This is a genomic window from Amycolatopsis sp. NPDC114478 (genome assembly GCF_055633805.1).
The window spans coordinates 400960-418213 of sequence record NZ_JBVKDO010000006.1 but is presented as its reverse complement, the minus strand read 5'-3'; the positions used below and the strand labels follow the sequence as shown (position 1 = coordinate 418213).

Sequence of the window (17254 nt, the reverse complement as noted above, 5' to 3'; positions counted from 1 at the left end):
GTACCGGCTGTCGGATTCCTGTCGGCCCGCGCCACCGGTCGCCGGGCGCGCGTGCGCCGGGAGAAGATGGGGTGGTGCAGCCCTCCGAACCCGTGCGCCTGCTCGTCGTCGACGACGAGCCGCACATCGCCGACCTCGTCGCCACCGTCGCCCGGTACGAGGGCTGGCACGCGGTCACGGCCGGGTCCGGGAAGGCCGCGCTGAGCCAGGCCGCCGAGTTCGGGCCGGACATCGTCGTGCTCGACCTGATGCTGCCCGACCTCGACGGCTTCACCGTGCTCGACCGCCTCCGGGAGAACGGCAGCGCGGTGCCCGTGGTGTTCCTCACGGCCAAGGACGCGACGGCCGACCGGGTCGCCGGGCTCACCCGCGGGGGTGACGACTACCTCGTGAAACCGTTTTCCGTCGAGGAGCTGATGGCCCGGCTGCGGGCCGTGCTGCGGCGCAGCTCCGGCGTCACGCACCAGGTGCCGACGCGCGGGGCCGTGCTGCGCGTCGGGGACCTGACGCTGGACGAGGACACCCGCGAGGTCCGCCGCGGCGACCGCGCGGCCGAGCTGACGCCGACCGAGTACGAGCTGCTGCGCTACCTCATGCGCCGGTCGCCGTCGGTGCTGACGAAGGCGCAGATCCTCGACCACGTCTGGGAGTACGACTTCGGCGGCCGGTCCAATGTGGTCGAACTCGTCATCTCGCACCTGCGGCGCAAGGTCGACGCGGGCGACGGCGAACCGCTGATCCACACCGTGCGCGGAGTCGGGTACGTCGTGCGCCAGGCCAACCGGTGAAGCGCTTCTTCCGCCGGTGGTACGGGGCCTGGCAGCGCACGCGGTTGGGCACCCGGATCACGCTCGGCCTCGGCGCGCTCGCCCTGGTCGTGTTCGCGGCCGTCGGCGTCACGACGGTCGGGATCATGCACGGCTACCTCGACCGGCGGCTCGACGAGCAGCTGTCCAAGAGCCAGAACACCCAGCTGCCGCTGCTGCGCGAGACCCACGGCTCGCCGCAGTCGGTCTACTCGTGGTACTCGGCGCTGTACAAGGTGCGCGACGGCGTCGCGACGCCCGAACCCGGCGGCCAGCTGCCCGGCGACGCGAAGGAGCTGGCGAAGATCGCCGCCGACGCGGTGGGCGGCGACGTCACGCGCACGATCTCCCTCTCCGAAGACGGGCCGTACCGGGTGCGCGCGTGCCCGGTCGACAACGGGTCGGTGCTGCTTTCGGCCGCTCCGCAGAAGGACCTCGACGGCACGGTGCGGCAGCTGATCTGGGTCGAGGTCGGCGCGTTCGCGTTCGCGCTGGCCGTGCTCCTGGTCGTCGGACGGCTGGTGCTGAGCCGCGGCCTGCGCCCGCTGGCCGACATGGCCGGCACCGCGCACGACATCGCGTCCCACGACCTCACGGCGAACGCCGACCTGCCGGTGCGCGCGGCGGGCGCCGGCGGCGGCGCCGAGGTCGAGGAGCTGCGGACGGCGTTCAACGTGATGCTGGCCCACATCGACACGTCACTGGCGGCGAAGACCGAGGCGAACGAGCGGCTGCGCCGGTTCGTCGCGGACGCCTCCCACGAGCTGCGCACACCGCTGACGTCGATCCGCGGCTACGCCGACCTCTTCCGCTACGCCGCGGCGAACGAGCCGGCGGAACGGGAAGCGCACCTGGGGAAGATCCGCTCCGAGACGGCGCGGATGAGCGTGCTCGTCGACGACCTCCTGCTGCTGGCCCGGCTCGACGCGCGGGCCGCCGAGACGCCGTTGCGGCCCGAGCGCGTCGACCTGGCGGAGCTGGCCGGCGACGCGGTGGACGCGTTCGCCGCCGGGCGGCCCGACCACCCGGTTTCCTCTTCGCTCACGCCGGCGTTCGTTTCCGCGGACCCGCTGCGGCTGCGGCAGGTGCTCGACAACCTGCTGGCCAACGCCGCCGTGCACACCCCATCCGGGACGGCGGTGCACGTCTCGGTGGTGGTTTCCGGGGCCGAGGCGGTCGTCGAGGTCAGCGACGCGGGACCGGGGATCGCTCCGGCGGATCAGGAGCGGATCTTCGACCGGTTCTTCCGCGTCGACGACTCGCGCACCCGCGACAACGGCGGCACCGGGCTCGGGCTGTCGGTGGTCCAGTCCCTGGTGACGGCGCACGGCGGGACGGTCGCAGTGTCGTCGGAGCCGGGCCGGACGACGTTCACGGTCAGGTTGCCGCTCGCTCGGTGACGTGCGCCGGCGTGGTCCAGCCGGGGGAGAGGTCGGTCGACGGCTCGGGCGCGCCGAAGACGGTGCGGACCGGCAGGACGCCGGCCCAGGCGTAGTCCGCGTCGAGGTCCTCGGGCTCGTCGTCCGGGCCCTCGGCGCGCATCTTCACCGACGCCTCCGCGAGGTCGAGCGCGAGCACGCTGACCGCGGCGAACTCCTTCGCGTTGACCTCGCGCGCGTGCTCCCACGAGCCCGGCGCGAGGTGGTCGGTGAGCACCTTGAGGCCGTGCATCTTCGCGTCGGCGTCGAGCACCGGCGTCGCCTTCCCGAAGATCACCGCGCTGCGGTAGTTCATCGAGTGGTTGTTCACCGAGCGCGAGTAGACGATGCCGTCGAGGAGCGTCACGGTGACGCAGACGTCGAGGTCCTGCGCCGCCGTGCGGAGGCTCGACGCGCCGGTGGAGCCGTGCAGGTAGAGCGTGTCGCCGTCGCGGCCGTAGCCGGTCGGCAGGACGAGGGGCGCGCCGTCGCGGACGATGCCGAGGTGGCAGATCAGGCCCTCGTCGAGGACGGCGTGCAGTGCCGAGCGGTCGGTGACGGCGCGGTGCTTCTTGCGGCCGAGCGTGGTGCGGGACGTGGTGGACAGCATGCGACCAGCGTCTCCCAGCGCAGTGGCATCGGAAAACGGCCACTTCTCGTACACTTGGGAAGTCCACTCGAGGAGGTTCCGTGACCCACGCCGACACCGCGCTCCCGGTCAGCCTCGACCGTTCGGCGGTGACGCCGCTGGCCGTCCAGCTCGCCGACGCGTTGCGCGAAGCGGCCGCTTCAGGCCATCTCCGGGGTGGCGACCGGCTGCCGTCGACGCGGGCGCTGGCCGGCCGCCTCGGCGTCAGCCGAACGGTGACGTCGGCGGCGTACGAGCAGCTGCACGCGGAGGGCTGGATCGCCGGGCGGCACGGCTCCGGCACGTACGTGACGACACCGCCGTCGTTTTCGGCCTCGGAGGTGCCGGCGCCGGCCGTCCCGGCGCCCGAGGCGGCGGCGCCGTCGCTTCTCGACCTCGGCCCGGGCACACCGTGGGCGGACGGCCTGGACCGCGCGGCCTGGCGTCGCGCCTGGCGGGCGGCGGCCGACCCGGATCCCCTGGTCCGCGCCCACCGCGCGGGGCTGCCGGAGTACCGCGCGGCGGTGTCGGAGCACTTGCTGCGCCACCGCGGGCTGGCGGCGGGTTCGGTGCTGGCGACGGGCGGCACGACGGCGGCGGTCGTCGAGCTGGCGGCGGCGGTACTGGAGCGCGGGGACGTCGTCGCGGTCGAGGAGCCGGGGTACCAGCGGGCGGTGCAGGCGTTCCGCCGGGCGGGCATGCGGGTGGTGGGCGTCCCGGTGGATGACGAGGGGTTGCGGCCTTCCGCGATCCCGGCGGGCACGCGGGCGGTGTACTGCTCACCGGCGCACCAGTACCCGATGGGCAGCAGGCTTTCGGCGGCGCGGCGGGTATCGCTGGTGGAGCTGGCGCGGTCGTCGTCGATGTTGATCATCGAGGACGACTACGACGGAGAGTTGCGCTTCGACGTGGCGCCGTTGCCGATGTTGGCTTCTTTGGCGCCGGACGTGGTGGCGCATTTGGGGACGACGTCGAAGATCCTCACGCCGACGCTGGGGGCGGGATGGATGGTGGCGCCGGAGGCGATCACGTCGGCGGTTTTGGCGTATCGCGATTCGACCGGGACTCGTCCGTCGCCGGCGGGGCAGCGGGTGTTGTACGAGTTCGCGCGCAACGGAGATTTGGGCCGGCACCTGCGGAAGCTGCGCCGCGAGATGGCGGAGAGGCGGACGTTGCTGGCGGGGGCTTTGTCGGCGGCGGAGGTCCCGGTGCGCGGGGATGACGCGGGGGCGCACTTGGTGGTGCCGTTTTCGTCGGCATCGGTGGAGGCGTCGGTGATCGCTTCGGCCGAGCGGCGGGGGATCCGGTTGGACGGGTTGGCGCGGCATTTCGCCGGGACGCCGTCGGCGCACGGGGTGGCGATCGGGTATGCGGGGTGTTCGCGGGAGGCTTTGGTGGCGGCTTTGCCGACGTTGGTTTCGTTGCTGCGCTGAGGTTTTTTCGGTTGTCCACAGGGTCGTTGTGATGTGGACAAGTGTGGGCTTGTTGGTGGCTTTTCGCGGCTTTGGGTGGGTTGGGGCCGATATGGTCAATCCGGTGGAGGTTCCCCCTGGGAGGGCGGGGTCTGTCTCGGCGTGGCGGGCGGGTGGCTTGTGGTGGAAGGTCGTTCAGTGCGCGGGATGGCAGGGGGGCGGCACGGTCGGCGTCCTGCGGCGGCGGAGCTGCCCGCCGTTGCGACTTTGACGGAACCCTGGTGCGGGATGGTGTGAACGACTCTTCATGTCGCCGGGAGCCGGGAGCCGGGAGCCGGGAGCCGGGAGCCGGGAGCCGGGAGCCGGGAGCCGGGAGCCGGGAGCTGGGAGCCGGGAGCCGGGAGCCGGGAGCCGGGAGCCGGAGGCGCGGGAGCGCGGAGCTGGCCGCGCGGGGGCGGGGGACGGAAGCGGGGGCGAGAAGCAAGTAGCGCGCGAGCCGAAGGCGCATGAGCCGAGAGCCGGGAGCAGGCGGCGAGAGCGGCAGCGCGTGAGCCGAAAGCCTGAGTACGGGAGCGTGAGAGCCGGAGGCGCGGAGGCCGGGAGCGCGGGAGCTGAAGCGCGGAGTTGGCCGCGGGGGAGCGGGGGCGAGCAGCAAGCAGCGCGCGAGCCGAAGGTGCGTGAGCCGGAAGCGGGCGGCGAGAGCATGGAACCGGTCGCGAGAAGCAGCAGCGCGGGAGCCGAAGGCGCGTGAGCCGAGAGCCAGAGTGCGGGAGCCGGGAGCAAGAACCAACCCCGGGAACCGCGAGCGGCGAACCACGGACGACCGCCAGTCGAACCCCAGGGCGCAAGCACCGAAGACCAAGCACCAACCAACCCCGGAACCCGAACCCACCGCCCCCTCGACCTATCGGACGCACCACCTCCTCACCGGTTGCGTTCACCGCCCACCACGCACCTCCCGCCGCACCGGGCTGGGCTGTTCCGCGAGGTCACCGGGTACGGTGGCTCACCATGAGCGAGAAGATCCGGGTGGCGGTCGTGTTCGGTGGGCGCAGCAGTGAGCACACCATCTCCTGCCTGTCCGCCGGCAGCGTCCTGGGGAACCTCGACCCCGCGCGGTTCGAGGCGGTCCCGGTCGGCATCACCCGGGACGGCCGGTGGGTGCTCGGCACCGGCGACTCCGCCCAGCTCGCCATCCGCGGCCGCGAACTGCCGTCCGTCGACGACGGCAAGAGCCTCGTCCTCGCCGGGGATCCCTCCAGCCGGGGGCTCGTCGCCGTCGAACCCGGGCGCGAAAGCGAGCTCCTCTCGCAGGTGGACGTCGTCTTCCCGGTGCTGCACGGCGCCTTCGGCGAGGACGGCACCATCCAGGGCCTGCTCGAGCTCGCCGGCATCCCGTACGTCGGCCCCGGCGTGCTCGCCAGCGCCGCCGCCATGGACAAGGAAACCGCGAAGAAACTCCTGGCCGCCGAAGGACTTCCGGTCGGGACCTTCGCCGCGCTCAAGCGCGGTCAGTCCACTTTGGACGACGATGACCGGGCCAAGCTCGGCCTGCCCGTCTTCGTCAAGCCGTCGCGTGCCGGGTCGTCCGTCGGGATCAGCCGCGTGACGACCTGGGACGACCTCGACGCCGCCATCGAGTTCGCCCGCGCCACCGACCCCAAGGTCCTCGTCGAGGCCGCCGTCGTCGGGCGCGAGGTCGAATGCGGGGTCCTCGAATTCCCCGACGGGCACGTCGAAGCCTCGCTGCCCGCCGAGATCCGCGTCCTGTCCGAGGACGAAAACGCTTGGTACGACTTCGAAACCAAGTACCTCGGCGACGACGCCGAGCTCGACATCCCGGCCAAGCTCGACGACGCCCTCACCGAGAAGCTCCGCGCGATGGCGGTCCAGGCCTTCCAGGCCCTCGACTGCCAGGGCCTCGCCCGCGTCGACTTCTTCGTCGGCGCCGACGGCGAACTGACCATCAACGAGGTCAACACCATGCCCGGCTTCACGACGAAGTCCGCCTACCCGAAGATGTGGGAGGTCACCGGCCTGGACTACGCGACGCTGCTGACCACGCTCATCGACACGGCCATCGCGCGCGGCACCGGCTTGCGCTGACCGAAGCTCAGGAAAACCGCAACGGACGCGCAGGCAGCTTGGCCGCCACGGTGTCGGAGATCGTCTGCAACGGGCCCGTCCCGGCGCTGTCGGGCACGGTCAGCGCCGCGTAGACCTCGCGGTCCACGACGTACCACGTCGACGCGCCCTCGCCCGGCACCTGCAGCCACTGGACGCCGTTCACCAGGCGCAACGCCGCCGTCGGCGTCAGCTCCGGCGGGCGGTTCAGCCCGCACCGCAGCACCAGCGGGTCGGCCGTGCCCCAGGCCACGGTCGCGGGCGGCGCCGGTGCGGCCAGCTCGCGCACCTTCAACGCCGTGCCGTTCGACTTCAGTTCGGACGGCACCGCCCCGAGCAACGTCGTGCACCCCGGCGCGCCCGCGGCGGGCGCCGGCACGGGGACCAACGGCAGCGGACCCACGGCGTCGGATGAGGAGCGCTGGGTCAGCGCGAAGACGGCGACGGCGACCGCCAAGGCCACGGCGAGCGCGGCCGCGGTGACGAGGACCACCTTGGGCGGGGCACCGGTGTCGGAATCAGGCACCCGACCACTACACCACTGGTCAGAGGTGGACGACCGGGCAGGTCAGCGTCCGCGTGATGCCCTCCACGTTCTGCACCTTCGCGACGACGAGCTGGCCGAGCTGGTCCACGTTGTCGGCGGCCGCGCGGACGATGACGTCGTACGGTCCGGTGACATCCTCCGAGCTGGTCACACCCGGGATGCTGGAGATCTCGGCAGCCACCGCGGCCGCCTTGCCGACCTCGGTCTGGATGAGGATGTATGCGTGGACCACGGCGCGCCCTTTCGTCGGGATCGATCGGCTCAAGGTAGGAACGTCATCAGCAACGTATCGCCAGCTCACGGAAAAACATAGGGCATCCGACTATCGGTGATCGATCTTTGTCCCGGTAGAGAAAGCAGAGGTGACCGGTGTCACCGAACGACGGAACGGTCGCCGAGACCGGAGAGTTCGCGCTCATCCGCGCCGTCACCGAAGGACGGCGCCAGCCGCCGGGCACCCTGCTCGGCCCGGGTGACGACGCCGCCGTCGTCGCGGCGCCCGACGGCCGCGTGGTCGCCAGCACCGACGTGCTCGTCCAGGGCGTCCACTTCCGGCTCGACTGGTCGCCGCCCGAGTACGTCGGGCGCAAGGCCGTCGCGGTCAACCTGGCCGACATCGCCGCCATGGGCGCCACCCCGACGACCGTCCTGGTCGGGATCGCCTGCCCGCCCGACACCCCGCGCGAGGTCGTCACCGGCCTCGCGGACGGCATGTGGGCCGAAGCCGGACGCGCCGGCGTGGGCGTCTCCGGTGGCGACATGGTCCGCGCCGACCAGCTCGTGATCAGCGTGACCGCGCTCGGCGACCTCGGCGACCGCGAGCCCGTGACGCGCTCGGGAGCCCGCCCCGGCGACGTCCTCGCCGTCAACGGGCGCCTCGGCTGGGCCGCCGCGGGCCTCGCCGTGCTCGGGCGCGGGTTCCGCTCCCCGGTCGGCGTCGTCAACGCCCAGCGCTGCCCGGAACCGCCCTACGAAGCCGGTCCACGCGCGGCGCTCGCCGGGGCCACGGCCATGATCGACGTCTCCGACGGCCTGCTCGCCGACCTCGGGCACATCGGCGAAGCCTCCGGCGTCGGCATCGACGTCCGCACCGCCGACCTCGACGTCCCCGCCCGGCTCACCGAAGTCGGTGCCGCGCTGGGCGCCGACCCCCTCGACTGGGTCCTGACCGGTGGCGAGGACCACGCGCTGGCCGCCACCTTCCCGCCGTTCGCCGAGCTGCCCGAAGGGTGGCGCACGATCGGCGTCGTCACGATGGCGGACTCCGGGATCACCGTGGACGGCAAGCCTTTTGCGCGAGAAGGCGGCTGGACGCACTGGCGCTGATCTAGGCTCGGAAAGCGTGAGAATCGTTCCGGTCCCCTACGACCATCCCGACGCGGCCAAGCTGATGGCCGCGGTGCAGCAGGTGTACGTCGAGCGCTACGGCAGTGAGGACGCCACCCCGATGAGCCCGGCGGACTTCGACCCGCCGGAGGGCCTGTTCCTCATCGGCTACCAGGGCGAGGAAGCGGTCGCCTGCGGTGCGTGGCGCGCCCACGACGGCCCGGCGCCGGACTTCCGGGACGGCGACGCCGAGTTCAAGCGGATGTACGTCGCCGATTCCGCCCGCGGGCGCGGGTTCGCGCGGATGATCCTGTCCGAACTGGAGCGCACGGCGGCGTTGTGCGGCCGCAAGCGCGCGGTCCTGGAAACCGGCACCAAGCAGCCCGAGGCCATCGCGCTCTACACGTCGTCGGGGTACGCCGAGATCCCGAACTTCGGCGTGTACAAGAACGAGCCCGAAAGCCGCTGCTTCGGCAAGGACCTCACCTCGGGGTGAGCTTCAGCAGGGCCGCCGCGTGCGGCCGCAGGGTCGAGGAAACGGAGCCGACGGCAGTGCCCGTTTCCCGGTGGGCCCACAGATCCCGGACGCGCCACGCGCCCGGGATCGCCGCGGAGACGGTCGCGGTGGTGCTGCCGGTGTTGAGCAGCACCACCGCGAACCCGCCGCCGGTAAGCGGTTTCCCCCACACCTGGTAGCCGGGGCCGGCCTCGAGCTGCCGGCCCTGGCCGCCGGCGAAGTCCTGGTCGACGGCGATCGCCTCGGGGTTGCCGAGGGTCGCCAGGTCGGTGTCGCTCAGCTTCGCCGGGTCGGTGCCGGCGAACAGCGGCGCGTTCAGCACGGCCCAGACGCTGAAGTGCGCGCGGGCCTCGTCGGCGGTCAGCGTGCCGTTGCCGACCTGCAGCATGTCCGGGTCGTTCCAGCCGCCCGGGCCGCCGCTGTGCACGGCGACGGCGGCCTGCTGGTCGATCGTCGCGAGCACCGAGTCCCAGGTCGGGACCAGGTCGTAGGTGGTGCGCCAGAGGTTCGCCACCGGCCGCGCCCAGGTCCACGGGCTCGAGACGCCGTATTCGGAGATCGCGTAGACGATCGGGCGGGGCAGCGCGGCCAGTTCGTCGCGCATCTTCTCGAACGCGGCTTTCCGGTCGAGGCCGTCGACGGTGTCGGCGTTGCACCAGTCGTACTTGAGGTAGTCGACGCCCCAGCGGTCGAACGTCTCGGCGTCCTGGCGTTCGTGGCCGAGTGAGCCGATGCCGGACGCGGGGTAGGCGTCGTTGGCCATCGCGCAGGTCCGGCTGCCGGGCACGGCGTAGATGCCGAACAGCAGGCCGCGCGAGTGGACGTAGTCGGCGAGGTCGGCGATGCCGTGCGGGAAGCGCGTCGGGTCCGCCTGTAGCGAGCCGTCGGCGGCACGGGCGGGGGCCTGCCAGCAGTCGTCGACGACGACGTACTTGTAACCCGCGTCACGCAAGCCGGTGTCGGCGAGCGCGTCGGCCGCCTTCTTGACGACGTCTTCCGTGAGGTCGTAGCAGCGGACCTGGTTCCAGCTGTTCCAGCCCATCGGCGGCGTCCCGGCCAGGCCGTTCGCGAGCGCGGGCGAGGCGACCGGCAGGCTGAGCAGCCAGGTCAGCACGACGAGGAGGAGCACGAGGGCCGTGCTCCCGGTACTGGCGTTCCTGTCCGCGGCGATGCCGTGATCCAATCGCACGGGAAGTGAAACCGCAGTCACCCCGGAGGCGGCATGCCGATCTACGCACTCGGTTCGCTCGAGCCGACGATCCACCCCGACGCCTACATCCACCCGGACGCGACGGTGATCGGCGACGTCCGGATCGGCGCGTTCGCGTCGGTGTGGCCGCAGACCGTGCTGCGCGGCGACCACGGCTACATCGAGCTCGGCGAGCGCTCGAACGTCCAGGACGGCTGCGTCCTGCACTGCACCGAACGGCACCCGACGATCCTCGGGCCTTCGTCGGCGATCGGGCACGCGGTGCACGTCGAGGGCGCGACGATCGGCACCGGCTGCCTGATCGCGTCGGGCTCGGTGGTGCTCAACGGCTCGGTCATCGAGGACGGCGGCATGGTCGGCGCGGGCGCGGTGCTGTCGTACGGCAGCCGCGTCAAGACCGGGGAGATCGCGCTGGGCGTGCCGGCGAAGGTGCGGGAGAACACGTCGTTCGGGCCGGAAAGCATCGCGATGGTGGTGGATTCCTACGTCGAACGCGGGAAGCGGTTCCGCACCGAGCTGAGGCGGCTCGACCCGCTCGGGTGACGTCGGCCACGCCCGGTAGGCTTGCGCGCCGTGACCGCACGACCGCTGCAGGACATCGTCGAGGCAGGCTGGGCCGAGGCCCTCGAACCGGTGGCGCCGCAGGTCGCCGCGATGGGGGAGTTCCTCCGCGCGGAGATCGCCGCGGGCCGGACCTACCTGCCGGCGGGGGAGCACGTCCTCCGCGCGTTCAAGCAGCCGTTCCACGACGTGCGCGTGCTGATCGTCGGGCAGGACCCGTACCCGACGCCCGGGCACGCGGTGGGCCTGAGCTTCTCGGTGGCGGCGGACGTCCGGCCGATCCCGAAGAGCCTGGTCAACATCTACAAGGAGTACGCCGACGACCTCGGCCACCCGCTGCCGTCCAACGGCGACCTGACGCCGTGGGCCGACCAGGGCGTGCTGCTGCTCAACAGGTCGCTGACCGTGCAGCCCGGGAAGTCGAACTCGCACCAGGGCAAGGGCTGGGAAGCGGTCACCGAGCAGGCGATCAAGGCGCTCGCGGCCCGCTCGGAGCCGATGGTGGCGATCCTGTGGGGCCGCAACGCGCGCAACCTGCGGCCGATGCTGGGCGAGGTCCCGTGCATCGAGTCGGCCCACCCGAGCCCGCTCTCGGCGCACAACGGCTTCTTCGGGTCACGGCCGTTCAGCCGGGCCAACCAGCTCCTGGAGCAGCAGGGCGCGGCGCCGGTCGACTGGAAACTCCCGTAGGTTCGGTGTCCGGATCCGCGTGACGGCTCCGACCAGGGGTAAACCTTTGGAGGAAGCATGAACGTCACTTCGGCCGACGGCACGGCCATCTTCTTCGAGCGGCGCGGGTCGGGCGCGCCGGTGATCCTGGTCGGCGGCGCGTTCAACGACCGGACGACGGTCGCGGGCCTGGCCGAGGTCCTCTCCGGGGACTTCACGACGATCGCCTACGACCGGCGGGGCCGCGGTGACTCCGGCGACTCGGCCGAGTACGCGATGGAGCGCGAGATCGAGGACATCGCGGCGCTGATCGCCGAGGCCGGCGGCTCGGCGTCGGTGTTCGGGCACTCGTCGGGCGCGATCCTGGCGCTGGAGGCGGCGGCCGCGGGTCTCCCGATCGACAAGCTGGTGGCGTACGAGCCGCCGTACGCGACCGCGGAACACCCGCGTGGTGACGTCCTGGACGAGGTGCAGGCGCAGCTGGCGGCGGGCGACCGCGACGGCGCCGTGGCGACGTTCCTGCGGGTCGCGGGCACCCCGGCGGAGATGGTCGAGGGGATGAAGCAGGCGCCGGTGTGGGGCTGGTTCACGGCGCTGGCGCACACGCTGCCGTACGACCTGACGATCTGCGGCCCGGGCGCCCGGGTCCGCGAAGACCACCTGGCGAAGATCTCGATCCCGACGCTGGTGATCGGCGGCGGGGCGAGCCCGGAGGAGCTGCAGGCAGGTGCCCAGGCGGCGGCCGCGGCAGTGCCCGGGGCGCGGTACGAGACCCTGGCGGGGCAGGACCACGGGGTGCTGCAGGTACCGGAAACGCTGAAGGACTTGCTGACCGGCTTCCTGAAGTAAAGAAAATGGCGGGTGCTCCGAGGAGCACCCGCCATTTTCGAACTCTTCTCGCCTCAGCCGCGAACGACCTTGCCCGCCTTGATGCACGAGGTGCACACGTTCAGGCGCTTGCGCTGGGACACACCCACCTTGGCGTGGACGGTCTGGATGTTCGGGTTCCACCGGCGGTTGGTACGGCGGTGGGAGTGCGAGACCGACTTGCCGAAGCCGGGTCCCTTGCCACAGACGTCGCACACGGCAGCCACGTCGAACTCCTTTGGATCTGGGTCATAGAAATGAGCCCAGATGCACTGGGCAACTCGACCATAGTAACTACTGCGGTCGAGGCCCCGAGCACCGGGTCGATACGCTGCCCGGGACCGGGTAGGAGGTTACGGGGTGCGGGTGCTGGACGCGGCGGCGGTGTCGGCCTGGGCGGCGGGTTGTGTGCACAGCCTGGCGAGCCTGCGGCCGGCCATCGACGAGATCAACGTCTACCCCGTCGCGGACTCCGACACCGGCTCGAACATGCTCTTCACGATGACCGGCGCGGCCGCGGAACTGGCCGGTGCCACCCCGGAAGACGCCGCCGGCGCGTTGAAGGTCCTCGCCCGCGGTGCCGTGGCCGCCGCCAAGGGCAACTCCGGCGTGATCCTGTCCCAGGTCGTGCGCGGGCTGGCCGACCGCGCCGAAGGCGAGCTGGACGGCGCGTGGCTGGCGAAAGCGCTGGGGCACGCCGACGAGGTCGCCACCGGCGCCGTGAGCCGCCCGGTCGCCGGGACCATCCTGACCGTCCTGCACGCCGTCGCACTCGCCGTGCGCGGCGACACGCGCAGTCTCGGCGAAGTCGCGCGGAAAGCCGCGGAAGAGGCCGCGCACGCCCTCGAAAAGACGCCCCTGCAGCTGCCCGCCCTGGCCAAGGCCGGGGTGGTCGACGCGGGTGCGCGCGGGCTCGTCGCCGTGCTCGACGCCCTGGTCGGCGTCCTCACCGGCGCCGAGATCGAGCGGGAACACGCGCTCGAAGTACCGACCGCGCAGGAGCAGGCCTTCGCCTGGGAGGTCATGTACCTCCTCGACGGCGTCGACGAGCAGAGCCTGCCGACCCTGCGCAAGGAGCTGAGCGGCCTCGGCGACAGCGTCACGGTCGCCGGCGACGGCTCGGGCAGCCACGCCGTGCACGTCCACTGCGCCGACATCGGCGCCGCCATCGAAGCCGGGCTCGCGCTGGGGCGCCCGCGCAGGATCCGGGTCGAACCGCTGCTCACGCCGACGCCGATCGAGCCTGGCGGCGGGATGGACCGCACGGTCGTGGCCGTCGTGCACGGCGGCGAGCTGGCCGAATTGCTGCGCGCCGAAAGCATCCCGGTACTCGCCGTGCCCGAAGGCGAAACCCCCAGCGTCGAGGACGTCATCAGCCTGCTCAACGAAGCCGCCGGGCAGCACGTCACGGTCCTTCCGGGCAGCGTCGCGCTGACCGCGGCGGTCGACACGGCGGCCGGGCACGCGATGGCCGCCGACCGGGACGTCGTGGTCATCCCGTGCGTCTCGCCCGTGCAGGTCCTGGCCGCACTCGCCGTGCACGACGCCGGGCGCCGCACCAACGACGACGTCGTCGCGATGGCCGAAGCGGCCGCCGCGACCAGGCGTGGCGAACTGCGGATCGCGCAGGAGGAGTCGCTAACCTGGGTGGGCCGGGCCCAGTCCGGCGACGTCGTCGGCCTGGTCGACGACGAGGTGGTGCACATCGAGCCCGCGCCGGCGTCGGAGACGAACCTGGTCGCGGCCGCGATGAAGGTGCTCAACCGGATGCTGGCGCTCGGCGGGGAGCTGGTGACGGTGCTGAGCGGGGCCGACGCCCCGCCCGGGGTCGCCGAGGAGCTCGCGGAGCAGCTGCGGGTGGAGCACCCCGAGGTGGAGCTGACCAGCTACGCCAGCGGCCAGGCGGAAGCCGTGCTGCTGATGGGAGTCGAATAGCCGATGGCCGGACTGCGCGACAAGCTGCCGCTGCTGCTGGGCGCCAAGACGGCGAAGGCGCTCGCCACGTCGCTGGGCATCGAGACGGTCAGCGACCTGCTCCGCCACTACCCGCGCCGCTACGCCGAGCGCGGCGAGCTCACCGACATCGCCGGCCTCGAGCTGGGCGAGCACGCGACCGTGCTGGCGCGCGTGGAGAAGGTGAGCAAGCGGCGGATGAAGTCCCGCAACGGGACCATCCTCGACATGGTGATCACCGACGGGAAGCGCCGGCTCACCTGTGCCTTCTTCAACCAGGCTTGGCGCGAGAAGGACCTGGTGCCCGGCAAGACCGGCCTGTTCGCCGGCAAGGTGTCCGCCTTCCGCGACACCCTGCAGCTGACCAACCCCGAGTACGAGCTGTTCGAAGCCGACCGCGCCGACGAGGCCATGGACGACTTCCTCGCCGCGATCATCCCGGTCTACCCGGCGGCGCAGGGGATGCCGACGTGGTCGATCGCCAAGTGCGTCCGGCAGGTCCTCGACGTCCTGGAGGTCGACGAAGACCCGATGCCGGCCGAGCTGCGGCGGCTGCACAAGCTGTCCGACCTCGACACCGCGCTCCACGGCATCCACCGCCCGGCCAACTGGGCGCACCTGGAGGCGTCGAAGAAGCGGCTGAAGTGGGACGAGGCCATGGCCGTCCAGCTGATCTTCGCGCAGCGGCGGCACTCGGCCATCTCGCGGCCGGCGAAGGCGAACCCGCACGTCAGCGGCGGCATCCTGGACGCGTTCGACAAGCGGCTGCCCTTCGACCTCACCGCGGGCCAGCGGGGGATCGGCGACGAGATCGCCGCGGACCTCGCCTCCGAGCACCCGATGAACCGCCTGCTGCAGGGCGAGGTCGGCTCGGGCAAGACGATCGTCGCGCTGCGGGCGATGCTGCAGGTCGTCGACAACGGGCGGCAGGCCGCGATGCTCGCGCCGACCGAGGTCCTCGCCGCCCAGCACGCGCGGTCGCTGCGGGAGATGCTCGGCGACCTCGGCCAGGCGGGCGAGCTGGGTGCCGCGGAGAACGCCACCCGCGTGACGCTGCTGACCGGGTCGATGGGCGCGAAGGAGCGCAAGAAGTCGCTGTTGGAGATCGTCAGCGGCGAGGCGGGCATCGTCGTCGGCACGCACGCGCTGATCCAGGACCACGTCGAGTTCGCCGACCTCGGGCTCGCCGTCGTCGACGAGCAGCACCGCTTCGGCGTCGAGCAGCGCGACGCGCTGCGCACCCGCGGCGCGGGCGACACGAGCCCGCACGTCCTCGTCATGACCGCGACGCCGATCCCGCGCACGGTCGCGATGACCGTGTACGGCGACCTGGAGGTCTCCGCGCTGCGCGAGATGCCGGTCGGGCGGTCGCCGATCTCCACCACGGTCGTGCCGGTCGCCGAGAAACCCGCGTGGTTCGAGCGGATCTGGCAGCGCGTGCGCGAAGAGGTCGGCAAGGGGCACCAGGGGTACGTCGTGTGCCCGCGGATCGGCGACGAACCGCCGTCGGACAAGAGCGACAAGCGGCCGCCGCTCGCGGTCCTCGACGTCGCCCCCGAACTGGAGCACGGCGCGTTGCGGGGCCTGAAGATCGGCGTGCTGCACGGCCGGATGCCGCCCGACGACAAGGACGCCGTCATGCGGGCGTTCTCCGCGGGAGACCTCGACGTCCTGGTGGCCACCACGGTGATCGAGGTCGGCGTCAACGTCCCGAACGCGACCGCGATGGTGATCATGGACGCCGACCGCTTCGGCGTCAGCCAGCTGCACCAGCTGCGCGGCCGCGTCGGCCGGGGCAGCGTGCCGGGGCTGTGCCTGCTGGTCACCGAGGCCCTCGACGGCACGGCGACGCGCGAACGGCTGGCGGCGGTCGAGTCGACCACCGACGGCTTCGAGCTGTCGCGCCTCGACCTCGAACTGCGTCGCGAAGGCGACATCCTCGGCGCCGCGCAGTCCGGCAAGCGGTCCACGCTCAAGCTGCTCTCGCTGCTGCGCGACGAGGACGTGATCGCCGCGTCGCGGGCCAGTGCGCAGGAGATCGTCGAGAAGGATCCGGACCTGAAGAAGTACCACGGCTTGGCGCAGATGGTCGCCGACGTCGTCGACGTCGAGCGCGCGGAGTACCTGGAGAAGACGTGATCCGTGAAGCGACGGTGGCCGACGCGCCCGCGATCGGCGAGGTCCACGTCCGGTCGTGGCAGGCGGCGTACGAGGGGCTGATCCCCGCCGACTTCCTCGCCGGGCTGTCGGCCGAGCCGCGCGCCGCGTCGTGGGCCCGGCACATCGGGAACGGCGCCGGTCCGGTCCTGGTCGCCGAGGAGGACGGCGTCGTCGTGGGGTTCGCGGCGTTCGGCCCGGGCCGCCTCTTCGCGCTGTACCTGCTGCCGGAACACTGGGGGCGGGGCCTCGGCCGGGCGCTGCACGACCGGGTCGTCGACGAGCTGCCCGGGGAGAGCGCCGTCCTGTGGGTGCTCTCGACGAACGAGCGGGCGAAGGCCTTCTACACGCGGCAGGGCTGGGTCGACGACGGCGTCACCCAGACCGAGACGATCGACGACGGCCGCGTCGCGCTGGAGGAACGGCGGTTCAGTCGCCGGCTGCGGTGAACACGCCGGCTTTCGCGGCGGCCGCGGCGGCTTTCGCGGCGACTCCGGCGTCCCGCGGTGTGACGCCTTCGCGGGAGACGAACAGGCGGTAGAAGATCGGGCCGCACGCCACCCGCACGACCTCGACCGGATCGGTGCCCGGCGGCACTTCGCCGCGTTCGACGGCCCGGTCGACCACCACGGCCGAGCGGGCGTGGCGGTCCACGTAGAACTCACGGAGGGCGTCGGCGGCCCGGGCCGACAGGAACGCCGCCGAGATCGACGCCGTCGGCAGCTCGCGCTCGCCCGGCGAGGTGAAGTAGTGCACCAGCTCGAGGTTGATCCCGCGCAGGTCACCCTCCAGCGAGCCGGTGTCCGGCGCCGTCCACTCCTGCTCGGTGCCCATCAGCAGGGCGGCGGCGACCAGGCCTTCGGCGGACTCCCAGCGGCGGTAGAGCGTCGTCTTGTGGACGCCGGAGCGCTCGGCGACCGCCTCGACGGTCAGCTCGGCGTACCCGCGTTCGCCGAGCAGCTCGAGGGTGGCGTTCAGGGCGGCGAGGCGGGTCCGCTCGGTGCGTCCGCCCGGCCGTCGCGTGCCGGAAATCTCGGTTGCCAACTGCTACTCCTGTTG

The 17254-nt window shown here is 72.2% G+C and carries 18 protein-coding genes; 12 read left to right on the top strand and 6 right to left on the bottom strand.

Annotated elements, in window-relative coordinates:
• Positions 1 to 74: 74 nt before the first annotated feature.
• Together ACZ7OH_RS20540 and ACZ7OH_RS20535 are read left to right on the top strand one after the other, a co-directional pair.
• Entirely contained in the window at positions 75 to 788 is a 714-nt protein-coding gene (locus ACZ7OH_RS20540) for a response regulator transcription factor (protein WP_470282259.1), read from the top strand.
• Complete coding sequence (locus ACZ7OH_RS20535) at positions 785 to 2206, top strand: sensor histidine kinase (RefSeq protein WP_470282199.1); 1422 nt, start codon at positions 785 to 787, stop codon at positions 2204 to 2206. The genes ACZ7OH_RS20540 and ACZ7OH_RS20535 overlap by 4 nt, the downstream gene beginning before the upstream one ends.
• Here ACZ7OH_RS20535 and ACZ7OH_RS20530 read toward each other — a convergent pair.
• Positions 2184 to 2834: a pyridoxamine 5'-phosphate oxidase family protein gene (locus ACZ7OH_RS20530; RefSeq protein ID WP_470282198.1), complete on the bottom strand. Its 651-nt coding sequence runs from the start codon at positions 2832 to 2834 to the stop codon at positions 2184 to 2186. The genes ACZ7OH_RS20535 and ACZ7OH_RS20530 overlap by 23 nt on opposite strands.
• Positions 2835 to 2914: 80 nt before the next feature.
• On the opposite strand from ACZ7OH_RS20530, the gene pdxR reads away from it, so the two are divergent.
• Together pdxR and ACZ7OH_RS20520 are read left to right on the top strand one after the other, a co-directional pair.
• Entirely contained in the window at positions 2915 to 4285 is a 1371-nt protein-coding gene (pdxR, locus tag ACZ7OH_RS20525) for a MocR-like pyridoxine biosynthesis transcription factor PdxR (RefSeq protein ID WP_470282197.1), read from the top strand.
• 990 nt (positions 4286 to 5275) lie between these two features.
• On the top strand, positions 5276 to 6370 hold the full coding sequence (locus tag ACZ7OH_RS20520; protein ID WP_470282196.1) for a D-alanine--D-alanine ligase family protein: 1095 nt from the start codon (positions 5276 to 5278) through the stop codon (positions 6368 to 6370).
• Between the two features lie 7 nt (positions 6371 to 6377).
• On the opposite strand, the gene ACZ7OH_RS20515 is transcribed toward ACZ7OH_RS20520, so the two are convergent.
• Positions 6378 to 6914 (bottom strand): DUF3515 domain-containing protein, encoded by a 537-nt coding sequence (locus tag ACZ7OH_RS20515; RefSeq protein WP_470282195.1) that lies wholly within the window; start codon positions 6912 to 6914, stop codon positions 6378 to 6380.
• A 19-nt stretch (positions 6915 to 6933) separates the two neighbouring features.
• Entirely contained in the window at positions 6934 to 7167 is a 234-nt protein-coding gene (locus ACZ7OH_RS20510; protein WP_003091994.1) for an Lrp/AsnC family transcriptional regulator, read from the bottom strand.
• A 137-nt stretch (positions 7168 to 7304) separates the two neighbouring features.
• On the opposite strand from ACZ7OH_RS20510, the gene ACZ7OH_RS20505 reads away from it, so the two are divergent.
• Both ACZ7OH_RS20505 and ACZ7OH_RS20500 read left to right on the top strand, forming a co-directional pair.
• Positions 7305 to 8261, top strand: a complete 957-nt coding sequence (locus tag ACZ7OH_RS20505; RefSeq protein ID WP_400903367.1) for a thiamine-phosphate kinase — start codon at positions 7305 to 7307, stop codon at positions 8259 to 8261.
• A 16-nt stretch (positions 8262 to 8277) separates the two neighbouring features.
• Positions 8278 to 8757 (top strand): GNAT family N-acetyltransferase, encoded by a 480-nt coding sequence (locus tag ACZ7OH_RS20500; protein WP_470282194.1) that lies wholly within the window; start codon positions 8278 to 8280, stop codon positions 8755 to 8757.
• Here ACZ7OH_RS20500 and ACZ7OH_RS20495 read toward each other — a convergent pair.
• Positions 8744 to 9907, bottom strand: coding sequence for a glycoside hydrolase family 27 protein (locus ACZ7OH_RS20495; RefSeq protein ID WP_470282193.1), 1164 nt, complete (start codon positions 9905 to 9907; stop codon positions 8744 to 8746). The genes ACZ7OH_RS20500 and ACZ7OH_RS20495 overlap by 14 nt on opposite strands.
• A 93-nt stretch (positions 9908 to 10000) precedes the next feature.
• Here ACZ7OH_RS20495 and ACZ7OH_RS20490 point away from each other — a divergent pair, with 93 nt between their 5' ends.
• Genes ACZ7OH_RS20490 through ACZ7OH_RS20480 form a run of 3 tightly spaced genes read left to right on the top strand, consistent with a single transcriptional unit; the run spans position 10001 to position 12067 of the window.
• A complete protein-coding gene (locus tag ACZ7OH_RS20490) occupies positions 10001 to 10531 on the top strand; it encodes a gamma carbonic anhydrase family protein (RefSeq protein ID WP_470282192.1) in 531 nt (176 codons plus the stop codon).
• 30 nt (positions 10532 to 10561) lie between these two features.
• Positions 10562 to 11239 (top strand): uracil-DNA glycosylase, encoded by a 678-nt coding sequence (locus tag ACZ7OH_RS20485; RefSeq protein ID WP_470282191.1) that lies wholly within the window; start codon positions 10562 to 10564, stop codon positions 11237 to 11239.
• A gap of 57 nt (positions 11240 to 11296) precedes the next feature.
• A complete protein-coding gene (locus tag ACZ7OH_RS20480; protein WP_400903374.1) occupies positions 11297 to 12067 on the top strand; it encodes an alpha/beta fold hydrolase in 771 nt (256 codons plus the stop codon).
• 53 nt (positions 12068 to 12120) lie between these two features.
• Here ACZ7OH_RS20480 and rpmB read toward each other — a convergent pair whose 3' ends face one another.
• Entirely contained in the window at positions 12121 to 12312 is a 192-nt protein-coding gene (gene rpmB, locus ACZ7OH_RS20475) for a 50S ribosomal protein L28 (protein WP_003091970.1), read from the bottom strand.
• Between the two features lie 133 nt (positions 12313 to 12445).
• Here rpmB and ACZ7OH_RS20470 point away from each other — a divergent pair, with 133 nt between their 5' ends.
• Genes ACZ7OH_RS20470 through ACZ7OH_RS20460 form a run of 3 tightly spaced genes read left to right on the top strand, consistent with a single transcriptional unit; the run spans position 12446 to position 16644 of the window.
• Entirely contained in the window at positions 12446 to 14020 is a 1575-nt protein-coding gene (locus ACZ7OH_RS20470) for a DAK2 domain-containing protein (protein WP_470282190.1), read from the top strand.
• A 3-nt stretch (positions 14021 to 14023) separates the two neighbouring features.
• Positions 14024 to 16177 carry an ATP-dependent DNA helicase RecG gene (gene recG, locus ACZ7OH_RS20465; RefSeq protein WP_470282189.1) on the top strand — a complete coding sequence of 718 codons (2154 nt, stop codon included), beginning with the start codon at positions 14024 to 14026 and terminating at the stop codon, positions 16175 to 16177.
• Complete coding sequence (locus ACZ7OH_RS20460; protein WP_470282188.1) at positions 16174 to 16644, top strand: GNAT family N-acetyltransferase; 471 nt, start codon at positions 16174 to 16176, stop codon at positions 16642 to 16644. Before recG ends, ACZ7OH_RS20460 begins: the two co-directional genes overlap by 4 nt.
• Here ACZ7OH_RS20460 and ACZ7OH_RS20455 read toward each other — a convergent pair.
• Complete coding sequence (locus tag ACZ7OH_RS20455; protein ID WP_470282187.1) at positions 16625 to 17239, bottom strand: TetR/AcrR family transcriptional regulator; 615 nt, start codon at positions 17237 to 17239, stop codon at positions 16625 to 16627. The genes ACZ7OH_RS20460 and ACZ7OH_RS20455 overlap by 20 nt on opposite strands.
• Positions 17240 to 17254: the final 15 nt, after the last annotated feature.

Excerpts from the sequence above, each read along its gene's own strand:
- ACZ7OH_RS20530 (WP_470282198.1), bottom strand. The coding sequence starts at position 2,834 with ATGCTGTCCACCACGTCCCGCACCACGCTCGGCCGCAAGAAGCACCGC.
- ACZ7OH_RS20520 (WP_470282196.1), top strand. The coding sequence starts at position 5,276 with ATGAGCGAGAAGATCCGGGTGGCGGTCGTGTTCGGTGGGCGCAGCAGT.
- ACZ7OH_RS20490 (WP_470282192.1), top strand. The coding sequence starts at position 10,001 with ATGCCGATCTACGCACTCGGTTCGCTCGAGCCGACGATCCACCCCGAC.
- ACZ7OH_RS20480 (WP_400903374.1), top strand. The coding sequence starts at position 11,297 with ATGAACGTCACTTCGGCCGACGGCACGGCCATCTTCTTCGAGCGGCGC.
- recG (WP_470282189.1), top strand. The coding sequence starts at position 14,024 with ATGGCCGGACTGCGCGACAAGCTGCCGCTGCTGCTGGGCGCCAAGACG.